The following is a 20,996-nucleotide window of genomic DNA, read 5'->3' as shown; positions in this document are numbered from 1 at the left end:
TTCTCCAGCCGTTCTCTTCAGGTGATGGTTTGGATCAATATAATTCATTTTTTGGGATCAGGAAGGTCAATTAAGATGTCGTTTATCGGTTGCTCTCGGTGCGGACGTCCGCGCACCCGAGCATGCCGGCACCGGAACGTCCGAACGCTCGCGGACACCGTGAACGCCGCTTCCCCCGTCTTCAGCCTATGAACGACCTGACACGCGCTGCGCTCGACCTGCGCGCCGGGCCCGCCGCGGCCCGGCGTGCGGCGTTCGCGTGCATGGTCACGCTCGCGGTCGCGCTCGGTGTCGGCCGCTTCGCGTTCACGCCGCTGCTGCCGCTGATGCTCAAAAGCGGCGTGCTCGATATCAGGCAGGGCGGCTGGCTTGCGTCGGCGAACTACGCCGGCTATTTCATCGGCGCGCTCAGCTGCGCGGCGTTGCGCGTCGATGCGGCGCGTGTCGTGCGCTGCGGGCTTGGCGCGACCGCGCTGCTGGTGCTGGCGATGGGCATCGTCGACGGCCTCGCGCTGTGGTGTGCCGTGCGGTTTGTCGCAGGAATCGCGAGTGCGTGGACCTTCGTGTTCGCGTCGCAATGGGGGCTGCGCCGGCTCGCCGAACTGGGCGAAAGCGCGTGGGGCGGACTCATCTATACGGGCCCGGGTTTCGGTATCGTCGGGACCGGGTTGTTCGTCAGCGTCGCGGGCGGGTATGGCGCGACGGCAGGGTGGATCGGCTTCGGCATCGTGTCCGCGGTCCTGACCGCGCTCGTGTGGCGTGTGTTCGCTCCTCGTGACCGCGCCGCTCATTCAACGGCACGGGCAGCGCCGGCATCGAAGACCGACGATCACGGCGCCGCCCGCACGAGCCCACCGTCACCCGAAAACGAAAGCACCGCCGCCGCGATGGCGCGCAGAGCGCATCGCGCCGACGCCTGGTGGCTCGTCATCCTCTACGGCATCCCGGGATTCGGCTACATCATCACCGCGACCTTCCTGCCCGTTATCGCGCGCGCCGCGTTGCCGGGTTCTGCGTGGCCCGATCTGTTCTGGCCGATGTTCGGCGTCGCGCTGATGGCAGGCGCGCTCACCGGGGCGCGCCTGCCCGCGCACTGGGACAACCGGACGCTGCTCGCCGCCTGCTATGTGTTGCAGGCGCTCGGCATCGCATCGGGCATCGTCTGGCCGAGCGCGGGTGGTTTTGCGTTCGGCAGCGTGCTGATCGGCTTGCCGTTCACCGCGATCACGCTGTTCGCGATGCGCGAGGCGCGGCGACTGCACGGCAACGATGCGGCCGGGCTCATGGGGTATGCGACGGCCGCCTACGGTCTGGGCCAGATCGTCGGGCCGCTGATCGCCGCACCGATCGCCGCGCGTACGGGCTCGTTCACGATCGCCTTGTGGCTCGCGGCCGGCGCGCTGCTTGCCGGCGCGGCCGGTCTGGTCGCGGTGAGCCTCGCAAGACCGAGGTGAGCGTGCGAGGGCACAAGCGGCGGGCGCAAAATCGCGCCCCATCTGCGCATCCCGCGTTTTCATCGTCTCCAAACAGATCCCCGCCCGCGCACTAGAATGTCGGCTTCCCTACTTCATACCGCGCGGCAGCCACCGCGCGACAGGCGGCCATGCAACATTTCGCGTCGGACAACTACGCCGGCATCTGCCCCGAGGCGCTCGAGGCGCTGATCGCCGCCAACGGCAGCGGCCACGAGCCCGCTTACGGCGACGACTCCTGGACGCAGCGCGTCTGCGACCGTCTGCGCGACCTGTTTCAGACCGACTGCGAAGTGTTTTTCGTCTTCAACGGCACGGCGGCCAATTCGCTCGCGCTCGCTTCGCTGTGCCAGTCGTATCACTCGGTGATCTGCCACGAACTCGCGCATATCGAAACCGACGAATGCGGCGGCCCCGAATTCTTTTCGAACGGCTCGAAGCTGCTGACCGCGCCCGGCGTGAACGGCAAGCTCACGCCCGATGCAATCGAAGCGGTCGTCACGCGCCGCGCGGACATCCACTATCCGAAACCGAAGGTCGTCACGCTCACGCAATCGACCGAGGTCGGCACCGTCTATAGCGTCGAAGAAGTGCGCGCCATCGCGGCGATCGCGAAGCGCCGGCATCTGAAGGTGCATATGGATGGCGCGCGCTTTGCCAATGCGGTTGCCGCGCTCGACGTGCATCCGTCCGAAATCACGTGGCGCGCCGGTGTCGATGTGTTGTGCTTCGGCGGCACGAAAAACGGTTTGCCGGTTGGCGAGGCGGTTGTATTTTTCGACCGCGCGCTCGCCGAAGATTTCGCGTATCGGCTGAAGCAGGCAGGTCAGCTTGCCTCGAAGATGCGCTTTATCTCGGCGCCGTGGCTCGGTCTGCTCGATCACGACGTGTGGCTGCGCAACGCGCGCCATGCGAATGCGATGGCGCGCCTGATGCAGACGCGTCTCGCTGACATTCCGGGCGTCTCCATCATGTTCCCGTCGCAATCGAATGCGGTGTTTGCGCAACTGCCGGCGCACGCCGCGAAAGCGATGCGCAACCGCGGCTGGAGGTTCTATGAGTTCATCGGCGCGGGCGGTTGCCGTCTGATGTGTGCGTGGGATACGCAGCCGGAGACGGTCGAGCGCTTCGCCGCCGACGTGCGTCAGCTATGTACGCACGCGTGACGCCCGCAACCGGCTAGCACAGCCCGGCAGCGCAAACCATCGAACCCCCACCCCGCCTCGTCATGACCGACTACCGTTTTTGCCCCCGCTGCGCCACGCCGCTCACCGAACGCACCGATCCCGAACACGAGGGCGGCCGCATTCGCCAGAGCTGTCCGGCCGACGGCTGCGGTTATGTGCACTGGAACAATCCGCTGCCCGTGGTGGCGGCGATCGTCGAATACGAGGGCCGCATTCTGCTCGCGCGCAACGCAGCATGGCCCGAAGGGATGTTCGCGCTGATCACGGGCTTCCTCGAAAACGGCGAAACGCCGGAGCAGGGAATCGCGCGTGAAGTGAAAGAAGAGACGTCGCTGGTCGCCGACACGGTCGAGCTCGTCGGCGTCTATGAATTCATACGCAAGAACGAGTTGATCATCGCGTATCACGTGCGTGCACATGGAACGATCGCGCTGTCGCCGGAATTGCTCGAATACCGCCTCGTCGAGCCGGCCAAGTTGCGGCCGTGGCGCGCGGGCACGGGGCAGGCGCTCGGCGAATGGATGCGCCGGCGCGGACTGCCGTTCGAATTCGTCGAGCGTCCGGGGCAGTAGGACGCAGTGGAGCGCAGTAGACTGAACGTCGGCCGCCGCGCCACGCTCGTCTGACGGAACACGCGTCGCGCCGCGTCTGTTCGTGCAGGTTGCATCAACGTCTATCGACGTGCATCAGGCATCCGTCCCGGTTCCGCGTCTGGCCGAACCGGGTCGGTCATCAGAACGAGCATCGAGGAGCGTCCCGACATGGCCTACATCTACTACCTGACCCACATTCATCTTGGATACGATGCGCTCGCGCCATTGCCGGCCGAGTGCGCACGCGCGGGCATACGGCAGCCGCTCGTCGTCTCGGACAAGGGTGTCGTCGCGGCGGGGCTCGTCGAGCGCGTGCTCGATGCGGCGAAGCTCGGCGCTGCGCCCGTGTTCGACGAGACGCCGTCGAATCCGACTGAAGCGATGGTGCATGCAGCGGCCGAACGTTATCGCGAAGCACGGTGCGATGGACTGATCGCGGTCGGCGGCGGTTCGTCGATCGATCTCGCGAAGGGCGTCGCGATTGCCGTCGCGCATCCGGGCCCGCTCAGGCATTACGCGACGATCGAAGGCGGCAGCGACAGGATCACGTCGGCATGTGCGCCGCTCATCGCCGTGCCGACGACGGCCGGCACCGGCAGCGAGGTTGCGCGCGGCGCGATCGTGATTCTCGACGACGGCCGCAAGGTTGGCTTCCATTCGTGGCATCTGCTGCCGAAGGCGGCGATCTGCGACCCCGGCCTCACGCTCGGCTTGCCGCCCGCGCTGACCGCCGCGACCGGCATGGACGCGATCGCGCATTGCATCGAGACGTTTCTGTCGGCGGCGTTCAATCCGCCGGCCGACGGCATCGCGCTCGACGGGCTCGAACGCGCGTGGGCCCATATCGAGCGCGCCACCGCGGACGGCAGCGATCGCGATGCGCGGCTCAATATGATGAGCGCATCGATGCAGGGCGCCATGGCGTTCCAGAAAGGGCTTGGCTGTGTGCATTCGCTGTCGCATCCGCTTGGCGGCGTCGCGGTCGGCGGGCGCACGTCGCTGCATCACGGCACGCTGAACGCGGTCGTGTTGCCGGCCGTGCTGCGCTTTAACGAAAGCGCGGACAGCGTGATCGCGAATCATCGCTATGCGCGCATGCGGCGCGTCATGGGCCTGCCGGAAAACGCGGATCTCGCGCAGGCGGTCCATGACATGACCGCGCGCCTTGGCCTGCCGACCGGCCTCGCGCAGATGGGCGTCGACGCGAGCGTGTTCGATAAGGTCGTTGCAGGCGCATTGGCCGACCATTGCCACAAGACGAACCCGCGCCTTGCGAGCGCCGACGACTACCGGCGCATGCTGACCGAATCGCTTTAATGTGCACACCGCACACTTCAACCGCGCGCGGTTTTTCTGCGCGCTCGCCGCAACGAGGAAGGTATGACCGACGTGCAGTTGCATCACCGCTACCTGGCCGCATGCGCGATCGCGCGCGAAGCGGGCCGCCTGATCCGCTTGCGCTTCGAGCAGCGCGACGAAGCGTTGACGCTGAAATTCAAGGGTCCGCAGGACTACCTGACCGAAACCGATGCCGAAGTCGAACGGCTGATCGCGGCGCGCATCGCCGAATCGTTTCCCGACGACGATTTTTTCGGCGAGGAGGGCGGCGGGTCGTTCGGCCGCGACGTCTGGATTGTCGATCCGATCGACGGCACGGCCGACTTCGCGCGCGGCGTGCCGCACTTCTGTGTGTCGATCGCGTTCGTGCGCGACGGCCGGGCGGAAATCGGCGTGCTCTACGATCCAATGCTCGACGAACTGTTCGCGGCGCGCCGGGGCGCAGGCGCGACGCTGAACGGCGCGCCGATCAAGGTCAGCACGATCGCGGACATCCGGCAATCGGTCGTCGAGCTGGGCTGGTCGTCGCGCATCCCGTTCGAAGGCTTTGCGACCGTGCAGGCGCGCCTGCAGGCGCTCGGCGCGGGCGTCAAGCGCCGCGGCTCCGGCGCGCTCGGCATCGCCTATGTCGCGATGGGACGGCAGGACGCGTACTGCGAACTGCACATCAACTCGTGGGATGCGGCGGCCGCGGTGCTGCTCGTCGAGGAGGCCGGCGGCTGGGCGAACGACTTTCTCACGCCCGACTGTCTGCGCAACGGCAATCGCGTGATCGTCTGCACGCCGGCTCTGCGCGAGCATATCGAGCAGGCAATGGCGATCTGACGCGCGCGTATGCGGCGCTTGTCTCGCGTGCGCGCGCTCATTGCGGCGGCCGGTGCGTCCTGATGTAGTTCTGCCGGATCGGCGATGACCGCGATTCGTGCGACATGCTGATGCGTTTGTCGGCGGCGACGATCGTCTTTAGCGAATCGACGTATCGCTGCCGCAAATCCTCGCCATAACCGGACCCCGGCGCCGGCAGGTAGAAGCGCACATCCGACGGATATTTCAGTGGATCGAGCGGCACTTCCGGCAACGCGCGCGCAGCCTCGCTATCCTGTCCGGCGAGCGCATTTTCCCATTGCGTCAGCTGTTCGAGCCGTTCGGGCTTGAGCGCCGTCAGGTGGGCGACGCGGTCCGGATCGATGTCCTTCAATTGCTGCAGCCGTTCGGGCGTGAGGCGGCGCAGTTCGGTAAACGCGCGTGCGCGGGCCTCGTTCGCGGCTACCTGCCCGACGAAATCGGCGAGCCGTCCGCCCGGCGTCGCGCCGGGTCCGCTCATACCTTGCGCGAGTTCGAATGCCTGCATGACTTCTTTTTCGCTGGCCGCCTCGGCGCGGCTCGACGCGTCGATCTGGTCCAGGATCGCGTCGCTTACGCGGTTCTGCAGCGACTGTTTGAGTCCGCTCGCGTCGAAAAAGATCGCTTCGCGGTCCGCCTTCGAATGCGCGAGACGGAACTGCCTGCCGAGATCGCTGAGCCTGTCGAGATCGTCCTGCGCGCCATCGCCGAGCGTGCCGCTGCCGAACGGCGCATTGAAGATCGCTTGCGCGCGTTGCCGCGGATCGGTCCTCGCTTCCTGATATTCGTCCGCGAGCTGGTCGCGCAGCGTCGTGGCGTCGTTGGCGTACTTGTCGCGCAGCCATGCATTCGATGTTGATTCGAACGCGTCCCAGTTCGATTTCATCTGATTGCGATACTGAGCGGCGACGTCGGAAGGCAATTGCGCGAGCATGCCCAGATCGCGCTCCACCTCGCCTTCGAATTTTCCTGCATCGTCGGGATAGCCAGCCATCAGGACTTCCACGAGCCGCGCACTGAGGTCGGCATTGAGCGTATCGCCGGCGGCGTTAGCGTGTTTGTCGTCATAACGCTTGAGTAGCGAGGCGAGTTCGGCGTCGGTGGCGTGTCGCGCATCAGGCGCCGCTTGCAGACGGTTTGCCGCGGTTTGCGCGGTTCGCGCGGTGTGCGGCGAGGTAAGCGGGCCGGCAGGCGGCGCGCCTCTTGCCGCAATCTGTGCGGCGGAAGGCAACGACGGCTGCGGGTTCTGTCCGTCGTGCCGCTGGTGCCGCTCGCGAGGATGTTGCTTCGGGCGGCCCGAACGCGTAGGGTCCGGTGCGTGGCGCGGCGCCGGGTCGAGCGCCTGATTCGCATCGGGGTCTGCGCCGGGAGGCGCGCTGGGGATCGCGTGGGCGGCGACAGTGGGACTTGCTGCAGATGTCGTCATGGGCTGCCTTATGTGAAAGAAGGGTGGTTCGCATCGGCGAAACCGCCCCTCTATCAAAGCAGAGCCCGCGTGTGCGAGGTGCTATCCCGATAACGTCGCGATACCGCGCATTCTCGAACCGGGCGGCACCGCGCGTAGCCCGCCGCATCGTTCCCGCCGTCGCGATGGCCGTCGTCGCGATGGCCGTGCACCGTGCGAGACGCGACGCCGCGTATCAGCCGCGCGCATCGCGCTCGACGATCCATTCATGGGCCGGGTCGTTTCTGAAATGCCAGACGCGCTGCGTGCCCGCCATCACGTTCAGATAGTACGAGTCGTAGCCGTACGGCACGATCACCGGGTGGTAGCCGCGCGGCACCATGACGATGTCGTGATCCTCGACGGCCATCGATTCGTCGATATCGCGTTCGTCGGTATAGACGCGCTGGAACGCAAAACCCTGGCGTGGATTGAGCCGATGGTAGTACGTCTCTTCGAGCGAACTTTCGTGCGGAATATTGTCGGTGTCGTGCTTGTGCGGCGGATAGCTCGACGAATGACCGCCGGGCGTGCGCACCTCGACCACGAGCAGCGATTCGGCCGGCTCGGTTTGTGGAAGGATGTCGCACACATAGCGCGTGTTGAGCCCTTTGCCGCGCGTCGAGCGCTTCATCGTCGCGGGCTCGATCAGACGCGCCGCGAATTTGCCCGTCGCCGGCGCGCTGGCGACGCCGAGTTCCGCGCGCCGGTTCGCGCGTACCGTTGCGCGCACACCGGGCGGCAGGTACACGGCATACGGCGCGCTGTCTTCGAACACGCTGTCGCGCGAGCCGAGACTGGTCCAGCGTTCCTGACCGGTCTCGATATCGACGGCGCCCTCGAGCACGACGATGCACACTTCGCGCGATGCTTCGAGCACATGCACGACTTCATTCGCTTCGAGCCGGTAGGCCGCGAAGCCGACGTAGCGCCAGCCCGCCGAGTCGGGCGTGACGCGCGCGATGGTCTGGCCTTCGCGTTCGGCCTTGACGAGCAGACTCATGCTGCCTCCTGTGCGGTCGTGGTCGCCACGGTAAGCGGCGCGTCGACGAGCGCGCGCAGCGTCCGGTAGCCCTTTTGCGCGAATGCATACGATGGCGCGACGGCCGGATCCTGCTCCGCCTCGACGACGAGCCAGCCGCGATAACCGTGGCGTTTCAACCGCGTGACGATGCCCGCGAAATCGACCGCGCCGTCGCCGGGCACCGTGAATGCGCCGTTCAATACCGCGTCGAGAAAACTCCAGTTGCGGTTGCGCGCGAGCTTCATGATCGCGGGCCGCACATCCTTGCAATGCACGTGACAGACGCGCGCGATATGCCGGTCGAGCACCTCGAGCGGGTCGCCGCCCGCGAACGTGATATGGCCGGCGTCGAACAGCAGGCCGAGCGCATCGCCCGTGAGCGTCATCAGCCGGTCGACGTCGGCGGGCGTTTCGACATACGCGCCCATATGATGGTGATACGCAAGCCGCACGCCGCGGCTTAGCGTGTATTGCGCGAATTCATCGACGCGCTTCGCGTAAGCGTTCCACTGCGCCTCCGTGAAGAAGCGCGGCCGCTGATAAAGCGGCGCGGGCGAGCCCTGGATCGAATCGGCGACTTCGCCATACACCATCACGTTGGCGCCGTTCTTCGCGAGCAGCTCGAGATGCGGTCCGACCGCTTCGATTTCTTCGGCGACGCTGCGCTTCGCGAGCCGCCCCGAATACCAGCCCGATACGAGCGCGAGATCGTACTGCGCGAGCAGCGTCTTCAATGCTTGCGGCTCGCGCGGAAATTTGTTGCCGAGCTCGAAGCCCTCGTAGCCGATTTCGCGGCCTTCGGTCAGTGCGACCTCGAGCGGCGTTTCGCCGCCGAGCGAGGGCAGATCGTCGTTCATCCACGACAGCGGATTGATGCCGATGCGTACTTCGAAGGTTGACATGCGATGTTCCTCGTTCGATGGCCCCCGGTGCCGGCGTCGGGGCGCGTATTCAGTCGTGGGTCTGGCTGTATGCGGGTCCGCCGCGCGCGGCGAGTTGGGCTTCGTATTGCACGCGTGCATCGCGCACACCCGCGCGCGGCGAGACTTCGGGCACCGCGACTTCCCACCACCAGCCGCCGTCGTCGGTCGTGCGGGCGGGGTCGGTATCGATGCTGATCAGGTACGTGCGATCGGCGGCGCGCGCGCGTTGCAGCGCGGCTTCGAGTTCGCCGATGTTCGCGACATGCTCTGCCTGTGCGCCGAGCGAGCGCGCATGCGCGGCGAAATCGATGGCCGGCGCGCCGCCTGCGCCTTGCACGCAGTCGTCGAGCAGGTTGTTGAACGGCGCGCCGCCGCAGGCCTGCTGCAAACGGTTGATGCAGCCGTAGCCACGGTTGTCGAGCACGACGACGATCAGCTTTGCGCCGAGCATCACGGAGCTTGCGATCTCGCTGTTCAGCATCAGGTAGCTGCCGTCGCCGACCATCACGATCACTTCGCGCTCGGGGCGCGCGAGCTTCGCGCCGAGGCCGCCCGCGATCTCGTAGCCCATGCACGAGTAGCCGTATTCGACGTGATAGGCGCCGGGCCGGCTTGCGCGCCACAGCTTGTGCAATTCGGCGGGCAGCGTGCCGGCCGCGCAGACGACGATGTCGTCGGCGGCCGACTGCGCGCTCGAGCGCTGCACCGCGCCGATCACGTCGGCGTCGTACGGCAGCACGTTGTCGCGTTGCGGCGCGTGCGTGAGCCCGTCGACGGCCGCGCGCCATTCGTCGGCGAGCCGATGCGCGCGCTGCGTCCATGCAGCGTCGGCGCGCCAGTCCCGCAATTGCGCGGACAGTGCCGCCAGCGCGCGCCCGGCATCGGCTTCGACGACGAGCCCGCGATGCTTGAGCCCGTCGAACGCATTCGCGTTGATGCCGATCACGTCCGCCTGCGTAAAGAGCGTATTCGAGCCGGTCGTGAAATCCTGCAAGCGTGTGCCGACGGCGAGCACGCAATCGGCTTCGTGCGCGAGCGCATTCGCACCGGGCGAGCCGGTCACGCCGAGCGCGCCCATGTTGAGCGGATCGCTCCACGCAAGCGAGCCCTTGCCGGCTTGCGTTTCCGCAACCGGAATGCCGTGCTGCGCGGCAAACGCGCGCAGCGCTTCGGTTGCGCGTCCGTACAGCACGCCGCCGCCCGCTGCGATCAGCGGGCGTTTTGCATCGCGCAAGCGGGCGAGTGCCGCGATGATCTCGTGATCGACGGGCGCCGGCGCATGAAACTGCACGACGCGCGGCTCGAAGAAACTGGCCGGATAGTCGTAGGCCGCGGCCTGCACGTCCTGCGGCAGCGCGAGCGTGACGGGGCCGCAGAGCGCGGCATCGGTCAGCACGCGCAGCGCGCGCGGCAGCGCATGGAGCAGTTGCGCCGGATGCACGATGCGGTCGAAGTAGCGCGAGACGGGCTTGAAGACGTCGTTCGCGGAGATGCCGCCATCGTGGAAGTCTTCGACCTGTTGCAGCACCGGATCGGGCGCGCGCGAGACGAAGATATCGCCGGGCAGCAGCAACACCGGCAGGCGGTTCACATGGGCGAGCGCGGCGGCCGTGACGAGATTCGTCGCACCGGGGCCGATCGACGTCGTGACCGCCATCATCCGGCGGCGGAAATGCGCTTTTGCATACGCGATCGCGCTATGCGCCATCGCCTGCTCGTTGTGCGCGCGCAGCGTCGGCAGCTCGTTGCGGTACTGGTAGAGCGCTTCGCCGAGGCCGGCCACGTTGCCGTGCCCGAAGATCGCGAACACGCCGCCGAACAGCGGCTCCGTGCTCTTGCCGTCTTCGCTGACCACGCGCTGCGCGGCCAGATAGCGCACGAGCGCCTGCGACGCGGTCAGGCGCTCAGTCAGGCGAACCGTGCCGTTCGGGGAAGCCTGCGCGGCTGCGCTTTCCACAGTCGCCGTTTCATGACTCAAGCCACGCTCGTTCATGCTGCCTGCTCCTGATGGACCGCGTGCGCGCTGGCCGCGCGCGCAGCGTCGCCGCCGCGCGCCGTACGCCACGACGCGATCAAGGTTTCGAAAGTGCGCCGCACGCGCGCGATCAGTTCGTCGTCGCCGATCTCGCCCGCAAGCCACGCATGGCTCGGTTCGTGGAAAATCGTGCGACCGACCGTGAAGCCGCGGCACGTCGCCGACGCCGCCGCCGCGCCGAAACCGTCGATCAGCTGCTCGAGCGGCGCCGACAGTCCGAGCAGCACGACGCCGCGGCAATACGGATCGCGCTCGGCGATCAGCGCATCGACGGCCTTCCACTGCGCGGCGTCGAGCGGCGCGAGCTTCCACCATTCCGGATAGATGCCGATGTTGTAGAGCCGCTTCAGCGCGCGCTGGACGATGTCCGGATCGCACGGCAGGTCGGCGCGCTTCGGCGGAATCACTTCGAGCAGCAATTCGTGGCCGCTTGCCTGCACCGCGTCGTACAGCGCGCGCAGCTGCGCCTCCTGTTCGACGCGCTGTTCGACCGGCTCGTCCGGGTGATAGTGGACGAGGCATTTCACCACGTGCTCGCGCGGCCAGCTCGCGAGCGTCGTGCCGATCGAACGGCCGTGATCGAACACGAGCGGCGCCGAGCCCGGCAGTTCGACCGGGCGGCCGATCCACCAGCCGCGCCCGGTCGCCGCATTGAGCGCATCCTGGCCGTAGCGGTCGTCGATCAGCACGCCGATACGCCCCTGCAGTCCGAGCGCGGCTTCCGTTTGCGCGACCGCTGCGACGAACAGGCCCTTCAACTGCGCGATACGCGCGTCGCTCGCGCCCGCCTGTTGCGCGAGTTCGAAGAACTGGTTGCGATGGTCGAAGGCGAAGCCGAGCACTTCGTCCCATTGCTTGCGGGCCGGCGTCACGCGATGCAGACGCGCGAGCTTCGCATCGAGGTCGGGGCGGCGCATCCGTTGCGGGTCCGCTTTCGCTTCGGCGAGGAAGTAGTCGAGTTCGGCGGGCGTCGGCATGGCCGGCGCGCAGCCATGGCGCGACACGACGAGCGCGCCGCTCGCGTTGGCGGCGCGTGCGCACGCGTCGAGCGGCTGGTCGCGCAGCCAGCCGGAGAGGAACCCGGACGCGAACGCATCGCCGGCGCCGAGCACGTTCAGCACGTCGACCTGCACGCCGCCGTGAAGCGGCGCGTCGTCGAGTGTCGCGGGCACCGCGCTGTCGACGATCTGGCAGCCGAGCGGCCCGCGCTTGACGACGAGCGTCGCGGGCGTGACCGAGCGCACCGTGCGCAGCGCTTCGAGCAGGTCGGTGTGGCCGCCCGCGATGCGGAATTCCTCCTCGGTGCCGATCACGAGGTCGAACAGCGGCAGCATGCCTTGCAGATGCGCGCTCACGCCCTCGTTCGCAATAAAGCGCGTTTCGCCGTCGGCCTTGCCCGTCAAACCCCACAGCACCGGTCGATAGTCGATGTCGAGCACGGTGCGCACGGCGTTGCGGCGCGCATACTCGAGCGCGCGGCGGCTCGTGCGGTTCACCTGTTGCGTCGACAGATGGGTGCCCGTGATCAGCAGCGCTTTTGCCGATGCGATGAACGCCTCGTCGAAATCCGCTTCGTCGACAGCCATATCCGCGCAGTTCTCGCGGTAGAAGATCAACGGGAACGTGTCGCGGTCCTTGAGGCCGAGCAGCACGAGTGCCGTGAGCCGTTCGCGGTCGATGCGCACATGGCTCACGTCGCAGCCTTCGCGCGCGAGCGTTTCGGTCAGAAAGCGGCCCATATGATCGTCGCCGACGCGCGCGAGCATTGCCGATGCGAGTCCGAGCCGCGCACAGCCGAACGCGATATTCGCCGACGAACCGCCCAGATATTTGGCGAAGCTCGATACGTCTTCGAGCCGTGCGCCGACCTGCTGTGCGTAGAGGTCGACGGCGAAGCGGCCGAGACAGATGATGTCGCGGCTGCGGCCGGCGGCGAAGCGGCCCGTATGCGCGGCCGGACCGTCGGAGCGGGAGGTATCGGCCGCGGAATTCGAAGTAGGTGCCATGGAATGTCCTGTATGTCGTGGCGTCGGATCAGGTGGGCGGCGATGGTGCGCGGTTCGGCGGCGGCGGTGTGCTCAGATCGTCGCGCCGTCGAGCTCGGCGATCATCTTCTGCATTTCGGCGCCGCCCGCCATCATGTCGAGCACCTGCTCCTTGCTGATCGTGTCCTTCGTATAAGTGCCGAGCGATCTGCCGCGGTTGAGCAGCGTGAACGAATCGCCGATCGGATACGCGTGATGCACGTTGTGCGTGATGAAGATCACCGAAATGCCTTTCGCACGCGCCTTGTGGATCAGCTTCAGCACGTTGAAGCTCTGCTTCACGCCGAGCGCCGCCGTCGGTTCGTCGAGAATCAGCACGCGCGCGCCGAAGTGGATCGCACGCGCGATCGCGAGACATTGCCGCTCGCCGCCCGACATCGTGCCGATCGGCTGATGCGGATCGCGCACGTGAATGCCCATTTCCGCGAGCTTTTCGCGCGCGGTCTGCGCGCTCGTATCGAGGTCCATCACGGTGAAGAGGCCGAACATCTTTCTCTGCGGCTCGCGGCCCATGAAGAAGTTGCGCGCCACCGAGAGCAGCGGCACCAGCGCGAGATCCTGGTAGACCGTTGCGATGCCGCGGTCGAGCGCGTCTTTCGGCGACTCGAAATGCACGGGCTTGCCGTCGACCAGATACTGGCCCGCGGAAGGCGCATGCACGCCCGCCAGCGTTTTGATCAGCGTCGATTTGCCCGCGCCGTTGTCGCCGAGCAGGCAGTGCACTTCGCCGCGTTTGAGGCGCAATGTGACGCCTGACAACGCAATAACCTTGCCGAAAAACTTGCTGACGTTTTCGAGCGCGAGGATGTAGTCGCCGTGTTCTGCCGCCGAATTCGGGGCGGCGCTTTCGCCGGGGTTGATGAGGTCGGACATGTTCGTCTCCTTGCTCTCTCGATTCACGACTGCGCAACGCGGCGGCGCACGTAGTGGTTGAACAGCACCGCAAGCAGCAGCATCACGCCGAGGAACACGCGGAACCAGTCGGAACTGACGTCGGTGTAGGTAATGCCGATCTGCACGACGCCGAAGATCAGTGCACCGAAGCAGGCGCCGATCACCGAGCCGTAGCCGCCGGTCAGCAGCGTGCCGCCGATCACCGCGGCGATGATCGCTTCGAATTCCTTCTGCAGACCGCGGTCGGCGGCGGCCGAGCCGATATCGCAGACTTGCAGCACCGCGAACAGGCACGAGCAGAACGCGGTCAGCACGAACAGCGCGATCTTCACGCGTTTGACCGGCACGCCGACGTTTTTGGCCGCATTCGCATCGCCGCCGACGGCGAGAATCCAGTTGCCGTAGCGCGTCTTCGCGAGCACGAACGCACAGATCGCCGCGAGCGCGAACCACCAGAGCAGCACTTTGGGAATGCCGGGCACGAGCGGCTTGCCGTTATCGAGCAAGGTGCCGATGCCCATATGCGCGAGTGTCGTGAACAGCCCGTGCAGTGCGACGCCATGGAACAGGAAGTTGCTGACCGGATCGGCTTGCGCGAGGTCGCCGACACCTGAGATGATCGTACGGTCCGCCACCATGATCGACAGCGCGAGCGTGAGGCCGCGCAGAATAAACAGGAATGCGAGCGTGACGATGAACGACGGCAGCCGCGTACGCATCACGAGATAGCCGTTCAGGGCGCCGAGCAGCATCGAGCCGACGAACGCGAAAATGATCGCTGCCCAGATCGGCCAGTGGAAATAGACAGCGGGAATCGCCACCATCATGCCGGCGAAGCCGATCATCGAGCCGATCGAGAGGTCGAACTCGCCGGCGATCATCAGCAGACACGCACCGACCGCGAGAATGCCGAGATAGGCCGATACCTGCGCCCAGTTCATTACGCCGTCGAGATTGAACATGCCGGAGTGGCCGGCGCTGATCGCGAAGACGAGAAACACGAGCACGGTGCCGGAGATCGCGGCGAACTCGGGGCGGTTCAGCAGATGGCCGAACCAGGATTCCTTGCGGATGCGTTCGTCGCCGTGCGCCGCCGCGGGTTGCGCCGCCGGTTGCGTCGCGGTCGTCGCGGCAGGCGACGCGTCGCTGCTGCTCGACGCCTCTGCTGTATGCGACGGAAAATGTTTGCCGGCTACGCCCATGATGTCTCCTTGCAAGATGCCCGGTTTTCTTCACTCGCGTGATCGACGCTGCGAACGAAGAAAACAGGTAATTGGTGCGGCCCGGCGCGTTGTTACGCGGGCGGGGACGGAGCGAAGTCCGCCGGTGCCGCGCGCGTGTGCGGGGTGCGCACTTCGCCTCCGATCGATCAGCGATACTGGCCCGCGTACTTGATGACCTTGTCGAGATTCTCCTTGGTGATGAATCCCGGACCCGAGCGGATGTCCTTAGGCCCGTAGGACGGCTGAAGCCCGTAGGTCTCGAGCCGCTCCTTGAACTTCGGATTGGCCTGGAGGATCTGGCGGATCTTCACCGGATCGGTCGTGTGATCCTTCTTCGCGATCGCCAGCACCGCGACCGGAATGTAGCCCTGCAGATACGGCTGCTGATCGATCGCGAACTGGATCGTGCCGGCCTGAATCGCCTTCGCGATATCGTCCGAGAAGTCGAACGTGCAGAAATAGATCTTGCCGGCAAGGCCCATCTGCTGGACCGCCTTCAGCGTCGCAGCGGCAGGCACGGGTCCGAGCGTCAGGATCGCGCCGGTGTTCGGATGATTGCGCAGATACGCGCTCACCTTCGACTGGATTTCGGTCGGGTCCTGGCCCGAGTCGATCGTCGACGTCTTGTAGTTGACGCCGATCGCGTCGGCAAAGCCGCGGCAGCGGTCGAACGACACCGAGTTCGTCGCAATGTGATTCACGCACAGGAACGACTTCACGCCCGCCGCTTTCGCCTTTTCGCCGGCCGCCTTGCCCGCGACATACTCAGGCTGGCCGACGTGCATGATCGCGCCGAGCTTCGCGCTCTGTTCTTCGGTACCCGAATTGATCGTGACGAGCGGAATCTTCTTTGCAGTGACCTTGCCGATCGAACTCTTCAGCACGTCGTAGTCGGCGATCGTGGTGATCACGCCGTCGTAGTTGCGCGCGGCGGCCTGTTCGATCAGACGCGACATGTCGGCGATGTCGCCGTTCGGCGGATTGCGATAGTCGGTTTCGACGTTGAAGTCTTCGTCGGCCTGCTTGATCGCGTTCTTGATCGTGTTCCACCACGAATCGGAATCGGGCGCGTGGCTGATCAGCACGAAGTGCGCATCGGGCGCCGCCTGTGCCGGCGATGATGCCGCGAAGCCAAGCGATAGCGAAAGCGCCGCAAAGAGCGCCGTGAGCGAACCCTTGCCTCTGCAAAGTTTCATTGTCTCCACCTTTCTCGGTCTGTTCGTTTTTGAAGGGAGCATATGGGGCGCCTGCCTGCCGCGACACGAACCGAGGCGGGCGCACCATCGCTCACGACCAAGATTAGGTCAACTTCGAGAGCGGTGCAATGGAAATTTCAACAAAAATAAAATTGGAAAATACGTTCCATTTGTTGGGTGCGCTACCTATAATCGGCAACGTCGGAGAGCCGCTCCGGCGCGCCTGCCGGGGCGTGTCGAGATGAACGCAGCACACACGAACCACGCGGCTTTTGCGACGCAACACAGCACTGAAGGGAAGGCCATGGCCGAGGACAACACAGAGGAATTGCCGAGCGTCGATGAATTGATGCAGCGCATCGCGGAGAATTACGAATCGCTGCCGCGTCAGTTGAAGAGCGTGGCGACGTATATCGAGCAGCATCGCGGCAGCGTGATGGTCGATCGCACGAGCGATATCGCGACGAGTTGCGGCGTGCATCCGTCGGCGGTGGTGCGCTTTGCGCAGCGCTTCGGCTTCTCCGGGTTTTCCGATCTGCAGGCGGTATTTCGTCAGGCATATACGGGGCAGGGCGCATCGTCGCCGAGTTATCAGCAACGCATTCGCAAGCTGATCGACGAGAAGCCCGGTCGCCTCGCGGGCGGCACGGTCGCGCGCGAATTCATCGCCGCGTGCCGCGGCGGTCTCGACGAACTCGAGGGCACCCTCGACGACGCGCAGTTCGATGCGGCCGTGAAGATGATGCAGCAGGCCGACAACATCTATGTGGTCGGCGTGCGGCGCTCGTTTCCGGTGGCGAGCTATATCGTCTATGCGCTGCAGCACACGCCGAAACGCGTGCATCTGGTATCGGGCTTCGGCGGCATGTACCGCGAGCAGATTCGCAGCGTGAAGAAAGGCGACGTGGTGATCGCGATCAGCTTCGCGCCATACGGCAAGGAGACGCAGTACTGCCTGCGCGTTGCGCATCACCATCAGGCGAAGACGCTGTTGATCAGCGACAGCCAGCTGTCGCCGCTCGCGCGCTATGCAACCACGCAGCTGTATGTGAAAGAGGGCAGCGCGTTCGCGTTCCGCTCGCTGACCAGCACGATCTGCCTGTGCCAGGCGCTCTTTATCGCGCTTGCGTACAAGCTTGAACTGAACGTTGAAGAATCGAAAGACACTGGAGGATACGATGACTGATGGCGTGACGGGAGGCGGCAAACCAATCGACGTCGCGGTGTTCGGCGCGGGCCGCATCGGCAGGATTCATGCGGCGAATCTCGCGCGGCAGCCGGGCGTGCGGCTCAAATACGTGGTCGATGTGAACCGCGATGCAGCCGCGGCGCTGGCTGCGCAGCATGGCGCGCAGGTGGCCGATATCGATGGCGCGATGGGCGATGCGTCGGTCGGCGCGACGGTGATCTGCTCGAGCACCGATACGCATGCCGATCTGATTCTGAAGTCGGCGGCGCAGAAGAAACATGTGTTCTGCGAGAAGCCCGTGGACCTCGCGCTCGAGCGCGCGCGCGCATGCGCCGATGCGGTTGCGCAAGCGGGTGTGGTTTGCATGATCGGTTTCCAGCGGCGCTTCGATCCGACTTTTGCCGCGGTGAAAGCGCGCATCGAAGCAGGCGAAATCGGTACGCCCGAAATGCTCGTCGTGACGAGCCGCGATCCGGGCGCGCCGCCCGTCGAGTACATCAGGCACTCGGGCGGCATCTTCAAGGACATGCTGATTCACGACTTCGATATCTTTCGCTGGATTCTCGACGACGAAGCGGACACGCTGCATGCGACCGGCAGCTGTCTGTCGGACCCGGCGATCGCCGACGCGGGCGATATCGATTCGACCGCGGTGACGATCCGCACGAAGCGCGGGCGCCTGTGCCAGATCAATACCGCACGGCGCGCCGCGTACGGCTACGACCAGCGTTTCGAAGTGCTCGGCAGCGACGGCATGCTGCAGGCGGGCAACGTGCGGCCGACCGAAGTCGTCGCGTATTCGAAGACCGCGGTGTCGAGCGATGTGCCCGAGGCGTTTTTTCTCGAACGGTACCGAGCGGCGTATGCGCTCGAGATTGCGCATTTCTTCGATGTGCTCACGCAAGGCAAAGCCGTGCGCACGACCATTGCCGATGGTCTGAAGGCGCTCGAGCTGGCCGAAGCAGCGACGCGTTCGTGGCGCGAAGGGCGTGCCGTGAAGCTCGGCGAGGCTTCGTGATGGCGGCGCCGGAAGCGCTACAAGGCGCACCGCTGCGGATCGGCGTCGTCGGCCTCGGCCGGCTCGGCAAGCGGCATGCGCAGAACCTCGCGTATCGCGTGCGCGGCGCGACGCTGGCCGCCGTGTGCAGTCCGCTCGATGAAGAGCTCGCGTGGGCGCGCGGTGCGCTGCCCGCGCCGCGCGAGTATCGCGACTACGCGGCGCTGCTCGCCGAGCGCGACATCGACGCGGTGTGGCTCGTCACGCCGTCGGCCTTGCACGCGCAGCAGATCGTCGACGCATTGCATGCGGGCAAACATGTGTTCTGCGAGAAACCGCTGTCGCTCGATCTTGCCGAATGCGAGCGCGTGCTGGGCGAAGCGCGGCGCCAGCCGCACTTGCAGGCGACGATCGGCTTTATGCGCCGATTCGACCCGAGCTATCGCGATGCGTACGACAAGATCGAATCGGGCCTGATCGGCCGGCCATTCATGGTGCGCTCGCAGACCTGCGACCTCAACGATCCGGACGGCTTCTTCGTCCGCTTTGCGCCGACTTCGGGCGGCATCTTTCTCGACTGCACCGTGCACGATATCGACGTCGCGCGCTGGCTGCTCGGCAAGCCGAAGGCGAAGCGCGTCTATGCGGCGGGCACCGTCGCGTTGCACGAGGGCTTGCGCGAGTTCGGCGACGTCGACAACGGCGTCGCGATCTGTGAATTCGAAGGCGGCAGCCTCGCGATGTTCTATGCGTCGCGCACGATGGCGCACGGCAACGATACGGGCAGCGAAGTGATCGGTACTGCGGGAGCGCTTGCGATTGGCCGCAATCCCCGGCTCGATCGCGTCGAGATCGCGGACGTGCACGGCGTGCGCAACGAGTGCACGCCGACGTTTTTCGACCGCTTCGAAGACGCGTTCCTGTATGAAGCGCAGGCGTTCGTCGCCGAAGTCCGGAACACGCGCAACGGTCACGGCGGCGCCGGCGGTCCGAGCGGTGCGACGCTCGCCGATGCGCTCGAGGCGACACGCATTGGCAGTGCGTTGCGGCGTTCGCTCGAAACGGGCGAGGCTGTCAGGCTGTGAGGACCCGCGTCGCAGTGCGGCGCAAATCAGGGTGGGGCGGCGCGCACGAGACGCCTGCGGTAGAATTTGGCCCTCTGTATGGCGTTTCGATGACGCCTCATCCCGAAGGTTTTGGCCGATGGAAATTCAGATTCACAAGGAAGTCGATGCGCGCGGGCTGAACTGCCCGCTGCCGATCCTGCGCGCGAAAAAAGCGCTCGCCGATATGGAGAGCGGTCAAATACTGAAGGTGCTCGCAACCGATCCGGGCTCGCAACGCGATTTCGCCGCGTTCGCGAAGCAGACGGGCAACGGTATCGTCGAAACGACGACGCAGGACAAGACGTTCATCTTTCTGATCCGGCGGCGATAGCGGGGCGAAAGCAGATCGAAAGCAGGCCGCTCTTCCCGGCGACCGCGCGCCCAAAACAAAGGCGCTATGCCTGCATGAGCAGACATAGCGCCTTTTGCCATTTTTGCCATCTGTGCCATCTTTGCCATTGTCGAGCGCCGTCGCGACCGCGCGCGGTCGCAGTCGAGCGCCGATCCCTGGCCTCCTAGCCCTCGAGCACTGGCGAACGCGTGCGCAGATACTGTTCGAAATCGGCCGCCACTTCCGGGTGACGCAGCGCGAACTCGACGGTCGCCTTCAGGTAACCAAGCTTGCTGCCGCAGTCGAAACGCGTGCCGTGATACTTGTACGCGAGCACCTGTTCGTCGTTGAGCAGCGACTGGATCGCGTCGGTCAACTGCAGTTCGCCCCCGGCGCCCGGCTTCAGCGCACGGATATGTTCGAAGATGCGCGGCTTGAGCACATAGCGGCCGACCACGCCGAGATTCGACGGCGCGACGTCCGGCGCCGGCTTCTCCACGATGCCCGACATCTTGATGATCGCGTCTTCCCATTCCTTGCCGTCGACAATGCCGTACGACTTCGTCTCGTCGCGCGGAATCTCTTCGACGCCGATGACCGAGCTGTGATAGTGGTCGAACACCTCGATCATCTGCTGCATGACGGGCGGCGTGCCGTACAGCAGGTCGTCCGCGAGAATCACCGCGAACGGGTTGTCGCCCACGAGCTTCTCGGCGCACAGCACCGCGTGCCCGAGACCGAGTGCTTCGGGCTGGCGCACGTAGAAGCAGTCGACGTGGCTCGGCTTGATGCTGCGCACGAGCTCGAGCAGCTTCGCCTTGCCGCGCGCTTCGAGTTCCGCTTCGATCTCGTACGACTTGTCGAAGTGGTCTTCGATCGCGCGCTTGCTGCGGCCCGTGACGAAGATCATCTCCGTGATGCCCGCTGCCATCGCTTCTTCCACTGCGTACTGGATCAGCGGCTTGTCGACGATCGGCAGCATTTCCTTCGGGCTTGCCTTGGTGGCCGGGAGAAACCGTGTGCCGAGGCCTGCTACCGGAAAGACTGCTTTTGTAACTTTGAGCATTCGATTACCCCTGGTAATGGATTGGCCAGTCTGTTGACTGCCCTTGCCGTGGTGCGAACGACCCGTCGATGCGGCGCTTGTGGCACCGCC

General features: G+C 65.6%; 18 protein-coding genes. 9 read left to right on the top strand and 9 right to left on the bottom strand.

Annotation, left to right across the window (positions count from 1 at the left end; translation table 11 throughout):
• Positions 1-188: 188 nt before the first annotated feature.
• The 5 genes from BTO02_RS14790 to BTO02_RS14770 all read left to right on the top strand — a co-directional run bounded on the left by BTO02_RS14790 (position 189) and on the right by BTO02_RS14770 (position 5,415).
• Entirely contained in the window at positions 189-1,454 is a 1,266-nt protein-coding gene (locus tag BTO02_RS14790) for a YbfB/YjiJ family MFS transporter (protein ID WP_075157674.1), read from the top strand.
• A 149-nt stretch (positions 1,455-1,603) separates the two neighbouring features.
• Entirely contained in the window at positions 1,604-2,638 is a 1,035-nt protein-coding gene (locus tag BTO02_RS14785; RefSeq protein WP_075157673.1) for a threonine aldolase family protein, read from the top strand.
• A gap of 62 nt (positions 2,639-2,700) precedes the next feature.
• Complete coding sequence (locus BTO02_RS14780; RefSeq protein WP_075157672.1) at positions 2,701-3,231, top strand: NUDIX domain-containing protein; 531 nt, start codon at positions 2,701-2,703, stop codon at positions 3,229-3,231.
• A 189-nt stretch (positions 3,232-3,420) separates the two neighbouring features.
• Entirely contained in the window at positions 3,421-4,569 is a 1,149-nt protein-coding gene (locus BTO02_RS14775) for an iron-containing alcohol dehydrogenase (protein WP_075157671.1), read from the top strand.
• A gap of 63 nt (positions 4,570-4,632) precedes the next feature.
• Entirely contained in the window at positions 4,633-5,415 is a 783-nt protein-coding gene (locus tag BTO02_RS14770) for an inositol monophosphatase family protein (protein ID WP_075157670.1), read from the top strand.
• Positions 5,416-5,452: 37 nt separating this feature from the next.
• Here the strand turns inward: BTO02_RS14770 and BTO02_RS14765 are convergent, their stop codons facing one another.
• From BTO02_RS14765 to BTO02_RS14730, 8 genes are all read right to left on the bottom strand, one after another.
• Entirely contained in the window at positions 5,453-6,859 is a 1,407-nt protein-coding gene (locus tag BTO02_RS14765) for a hypothetical protein (protein WP_075157669.1), read from the bottom strand.
• A 214-nt stretch (positions 6,860-7,073) separates the two neighbouring features.
• Positions 7,074-7,880, bottom strand: a complete 807-nt coding sequence (iolB, locus tag BTO02_RS14760; protein ID WP_075157668.1) for a 5-deoxy-glucuronate isomerase — start codon at positions 7,878-7,880, stop codon at positions 7,074-7,076.
• Entirely contained in the window at positions 7,877-8,803 is a 927-nt protein-coding gene (gene iolE / locus BTO02_RS14755) for a myo-inosose-2 dehydratase (protein ID WP_075157667.1), read from the bottom strand. Before iolE ends, iolB begins: the two co-directional genes overlap by 4 nt.
• 49 nt (positions 8,804-8,852) lie before the next feature.
• Complete coding sequence (gene iolD, locus BTO02_RS14750; RefSeq protein WP_075158885.1) at positions 8,853-10,817, bottom strand: 3D-(3,5/4)-trihydroxycyclohexane-1,2-dione acylhydrolase (decyclizing); 1,965 nt, start codon at positions 10,815-10,817, stop codon at positions 8,853-8,855.
• A complete protein-coding gene (locus BTO02_RS14745) occupies positions 10,814-12,865 on the bottom strand; it encodes a bifunctional 5-dehydro-2-deoxygluconokinase/5-dehydro-2-deoxyphosphogluconate aldolase (protein WP_075157666.1) in 2,052 nt (683 codons plus the stop codon). The genes iolD and BTO02_RS14745 overlap by 4 nt, the downstream gene beginning before the upstream one ends.
• Before the next feature lie 72 nt (positions 12,866-12,937).
• Entirely contained in the window at positions 12,938-13,777 is an 840-nt protein-coding gene (locus tag BTO02_RS14740; protein ID WP_075157665.1) for an ATP-binding cassette domain-containing protein, read from the bottom strand.
• A 23-nt stretch (positions 13,778-13,800) separates the two neighbouring features.
• Positions 13,801-15,000 (bottom strand): ABC transporter permease, encoded by a 1,200-nt coding sequence (locus BTO02_RS14735; RefSeq protein WP_075157664.1) that lies wholly within the window; start codon positions 14,998-15,000, stop codon positions 13,801-13,803.
• 167 nt (positions 15,001-15,167) lie between these two features.
• A complete protein-coding gene (locus BTO02_RS14730) occupies positions 15,168-16,217 on the bottom strand; it encodes a sugar ABC transporter substrate-binding protein (protein ID WP_075157663.1) in 1,050 nt (349 codons plus the stop codon).
• Positions 16,218-16,521: 304 nt separating this feature from the next.
• On the opposite strand from BTO02_RS14730, the gene BTO02_RS14725 reads away from it, so the two are divergent.
• The 4 genes from BTO02_RS14725 (at position 16,522) to BTO02_RS14710 (ending at position 19,840) form a co-directional block, all read left to right on the top strand.
• Positions 16,522-17,403, top strand: coding sequence for a MurR/RpiR family transcriptional regulator (locus BTO02_RS14725; RefSeq protein WP_075157662.1), 882 nt, complete (start codon positions 16,522-16,524; stop codon positions 17,401-17,403).
• On the top strand, positions 17,396-18,424 hold the full coding sequence (iolG, locus tag BTO02_RS14720; RefSeq protein WP_075157661.1) for an inositol 2-dehydrogenase: 1,029 nt from the start codon (positions 17,396-17,398) through the stop codon (positions 18,422-18,424). The genes BTO02_RS14725 and iolG overlap by 8 nt, the downstream gene beginning before the upstream one ends.
• On the top strand, positions 18,424-19,488 hold the full coding sequence (locus BTO02_RS14715; RefSeq protein WP_075157660.1) for a Gfo/Idh/MocA family oxidoreductase: 1,065 nt from the start codon (positions 18,424-18,426) through the stop codon (positions 19,486-19,488). The genes iolG and BTO02_RS14715 overlap by 1 nt, the downstream gene beginning before the upstream one ends.
• A gap of 118 nt (positions 19,489-19,606) precedes the next feature.
• On the top strand, positions 19,607-19,840 hold the full coding sequence (locus BTO02_RS14710; protein ID WP_374992468.1) for a sulfurtransferase TusA family protein: 234 nt from the start codon (positions 19,607-19,609) through the stop codon (positions 19,838-19,840).
• Between the two features lie 184 nt (positions 19,841-20,024).
• Here BTO02_RS14710 and galU read toward each other — a convergent pair whose 3' ends face one another.
• Positions 20,025-20,906, bottom strand: a complete 882-nt coding sequence (gene galU, locus BTO02_RS14705; RefSeq protein ID WP_075157659.1) for a UTP--glucose-1-phosphate uridylyltransferase GalU — start codon at positions 20,904-20,906, stop codon at positions 20,025-20,027.
• Positions 20,907-20,996 lie beyond the last annotated feature (90 nt).

Origin of the sequence: Paraburkholderia sp. SOS3 (genome assembly GCF_001922345.1) — a bacterium.
In the GTDB taxonomy this organism is placed as follows: Bacteria; Pseudomonadota; Gammaproteobacteria; order Burkholderiales; family Burkholderiaceae; genus Paraburkholderia.
Note: the sequence above shows the minus strand (reverse complement) of the source record. Positions and strands in the feature narration are given on the sequence as shown.

Excerpts from the sequence above, each read along its gene's own strand:
- BTO02_RS14770 (WP_075157670.1), top strand. The coding sequence starts at position 4,633 with ATGACCGACGTGCAGTTGCATCACCGCTACCTGGCCGCATGCGCGATC.
- iolB (WP_075157668.1), bottom strand. The coding sequence starts at position 7,880 with ATGAGTCTGCTCGTCAAGGCCGAACGCGAAGGCCAGACCATCGCGCGC.
- BTO02_RS14710 (WP_374992468.1), top strand. The coding sequence starts at position 19,607 with ATGGAAATTCAGATTCACAAGGAAGTCGATGCGCGCGGGCTGAACTGC.
- iolG (WP_075157661.1), top strand. The coding sequence starts at position 17,396 with ATGACTGATGGCGTGACGGGAGGCGGCAAACCAATCGACGTCGCGGTG.
- BTO02_RS14715 (WP_075157660.1), top strand. The coding sequence starts at position 18,424 with ATGGCGGCGCCGGAAGCGCTACAAGGCGCACCGCTGCGGATCGGCGTC.
- BTO02_RS14735 (WP_075157664.1), bottom strand. The coding sequence starts at position 15,000 with ATGGGCGTAGCCGGCAAACATTTTCCGTCGCATACAGCAGAGGCGTCG.
- BTO02_RS14730 (WP_075157663.1), bottom strand. The coding sequence starts at position 16,217 with ATGAAACTTTGCAGAGGCAAGGGTTCGCTCACGGCGCTCTTTGCGGCG.
- galU (WP_075157659.1), bottom strand. The coding sequence starts at position 20,906 with ATGCTCAAAGTTACAAAAGCAGTCTTTCCGGTAGCAGGCCTCGGCACA.
- BTO02_RS14725 (WP_075157662.1), top strand. The coding sequence starts at position 16,522 with ATGGCCGAGGACAACACAGAGGAATTGCCGAGCGTCGATGAATTGATG.
- iolE (WP_075157667.1), bottom strand. The coding sequence starts at position 8,803 with ATGTCAACCTTCGAAGTACGCATCGGCATCAATCCGCTGTCGTGGATG.
- BTO02_RS14790 (WP_075157674.1), top strand. The coding sequence starts at position 189 with ATGAACGACCTGACACGCGCTGCGCTCGACCTGCGCGCCGGGCCCGCC.
- iolD (WP_075158885.1), bottom strand. The coding sequence starts at position 10,817 with ATGAACGAGCGTGGCTTGAGTCATGAAACGGCGACTGTGGAAAGCGCA.
- BTO02_RS14740 (WP_075157665.1), bottom strand. The coding sequence starts at position 13,777 with ATGTCCGACCTCATCAACCCCGGCGAAAGCGCCGCCCCGAATTCGGCG.
- BTO02_RS14775 (WP_075157671.1), top strand. The coding sequence starts at position 3,421 with ATGGCCTACATCTACTACCTGACCCACATTCATCTTGGATACGATGCG.
- BTO02_RS14780 (WP_075157672.1), top strand. The coding sequence starts at position 2,701 with ATGACCGACTACCGTTTTTGCCCCCGCTGCGCCACGCCGCTCACCGAA.
- BTO02_RS14745 (WP_075157666.1), bottom strand. The coding sequence starts at position 12,865 with ATGGCACCTACTTCGAATTCCGCGGCCGATACCTCCCGCTCCGACGGT.
- BTO02_RS14765 (WP_075157669.1), bottom strand. The coding sequence starts at position 6,859 with ATGACGACATCTGCAGCAAGTCCCACTGTCGCCGCCCACGCGATCCCC.
- BTO02_RS14785 (WP_075157673.1), top strand. The coding sequence starts at position 1,604 with ATGCAACATTTCGCGTCGGACAACTACGCCGGCATCTGCCCCGAGGCG.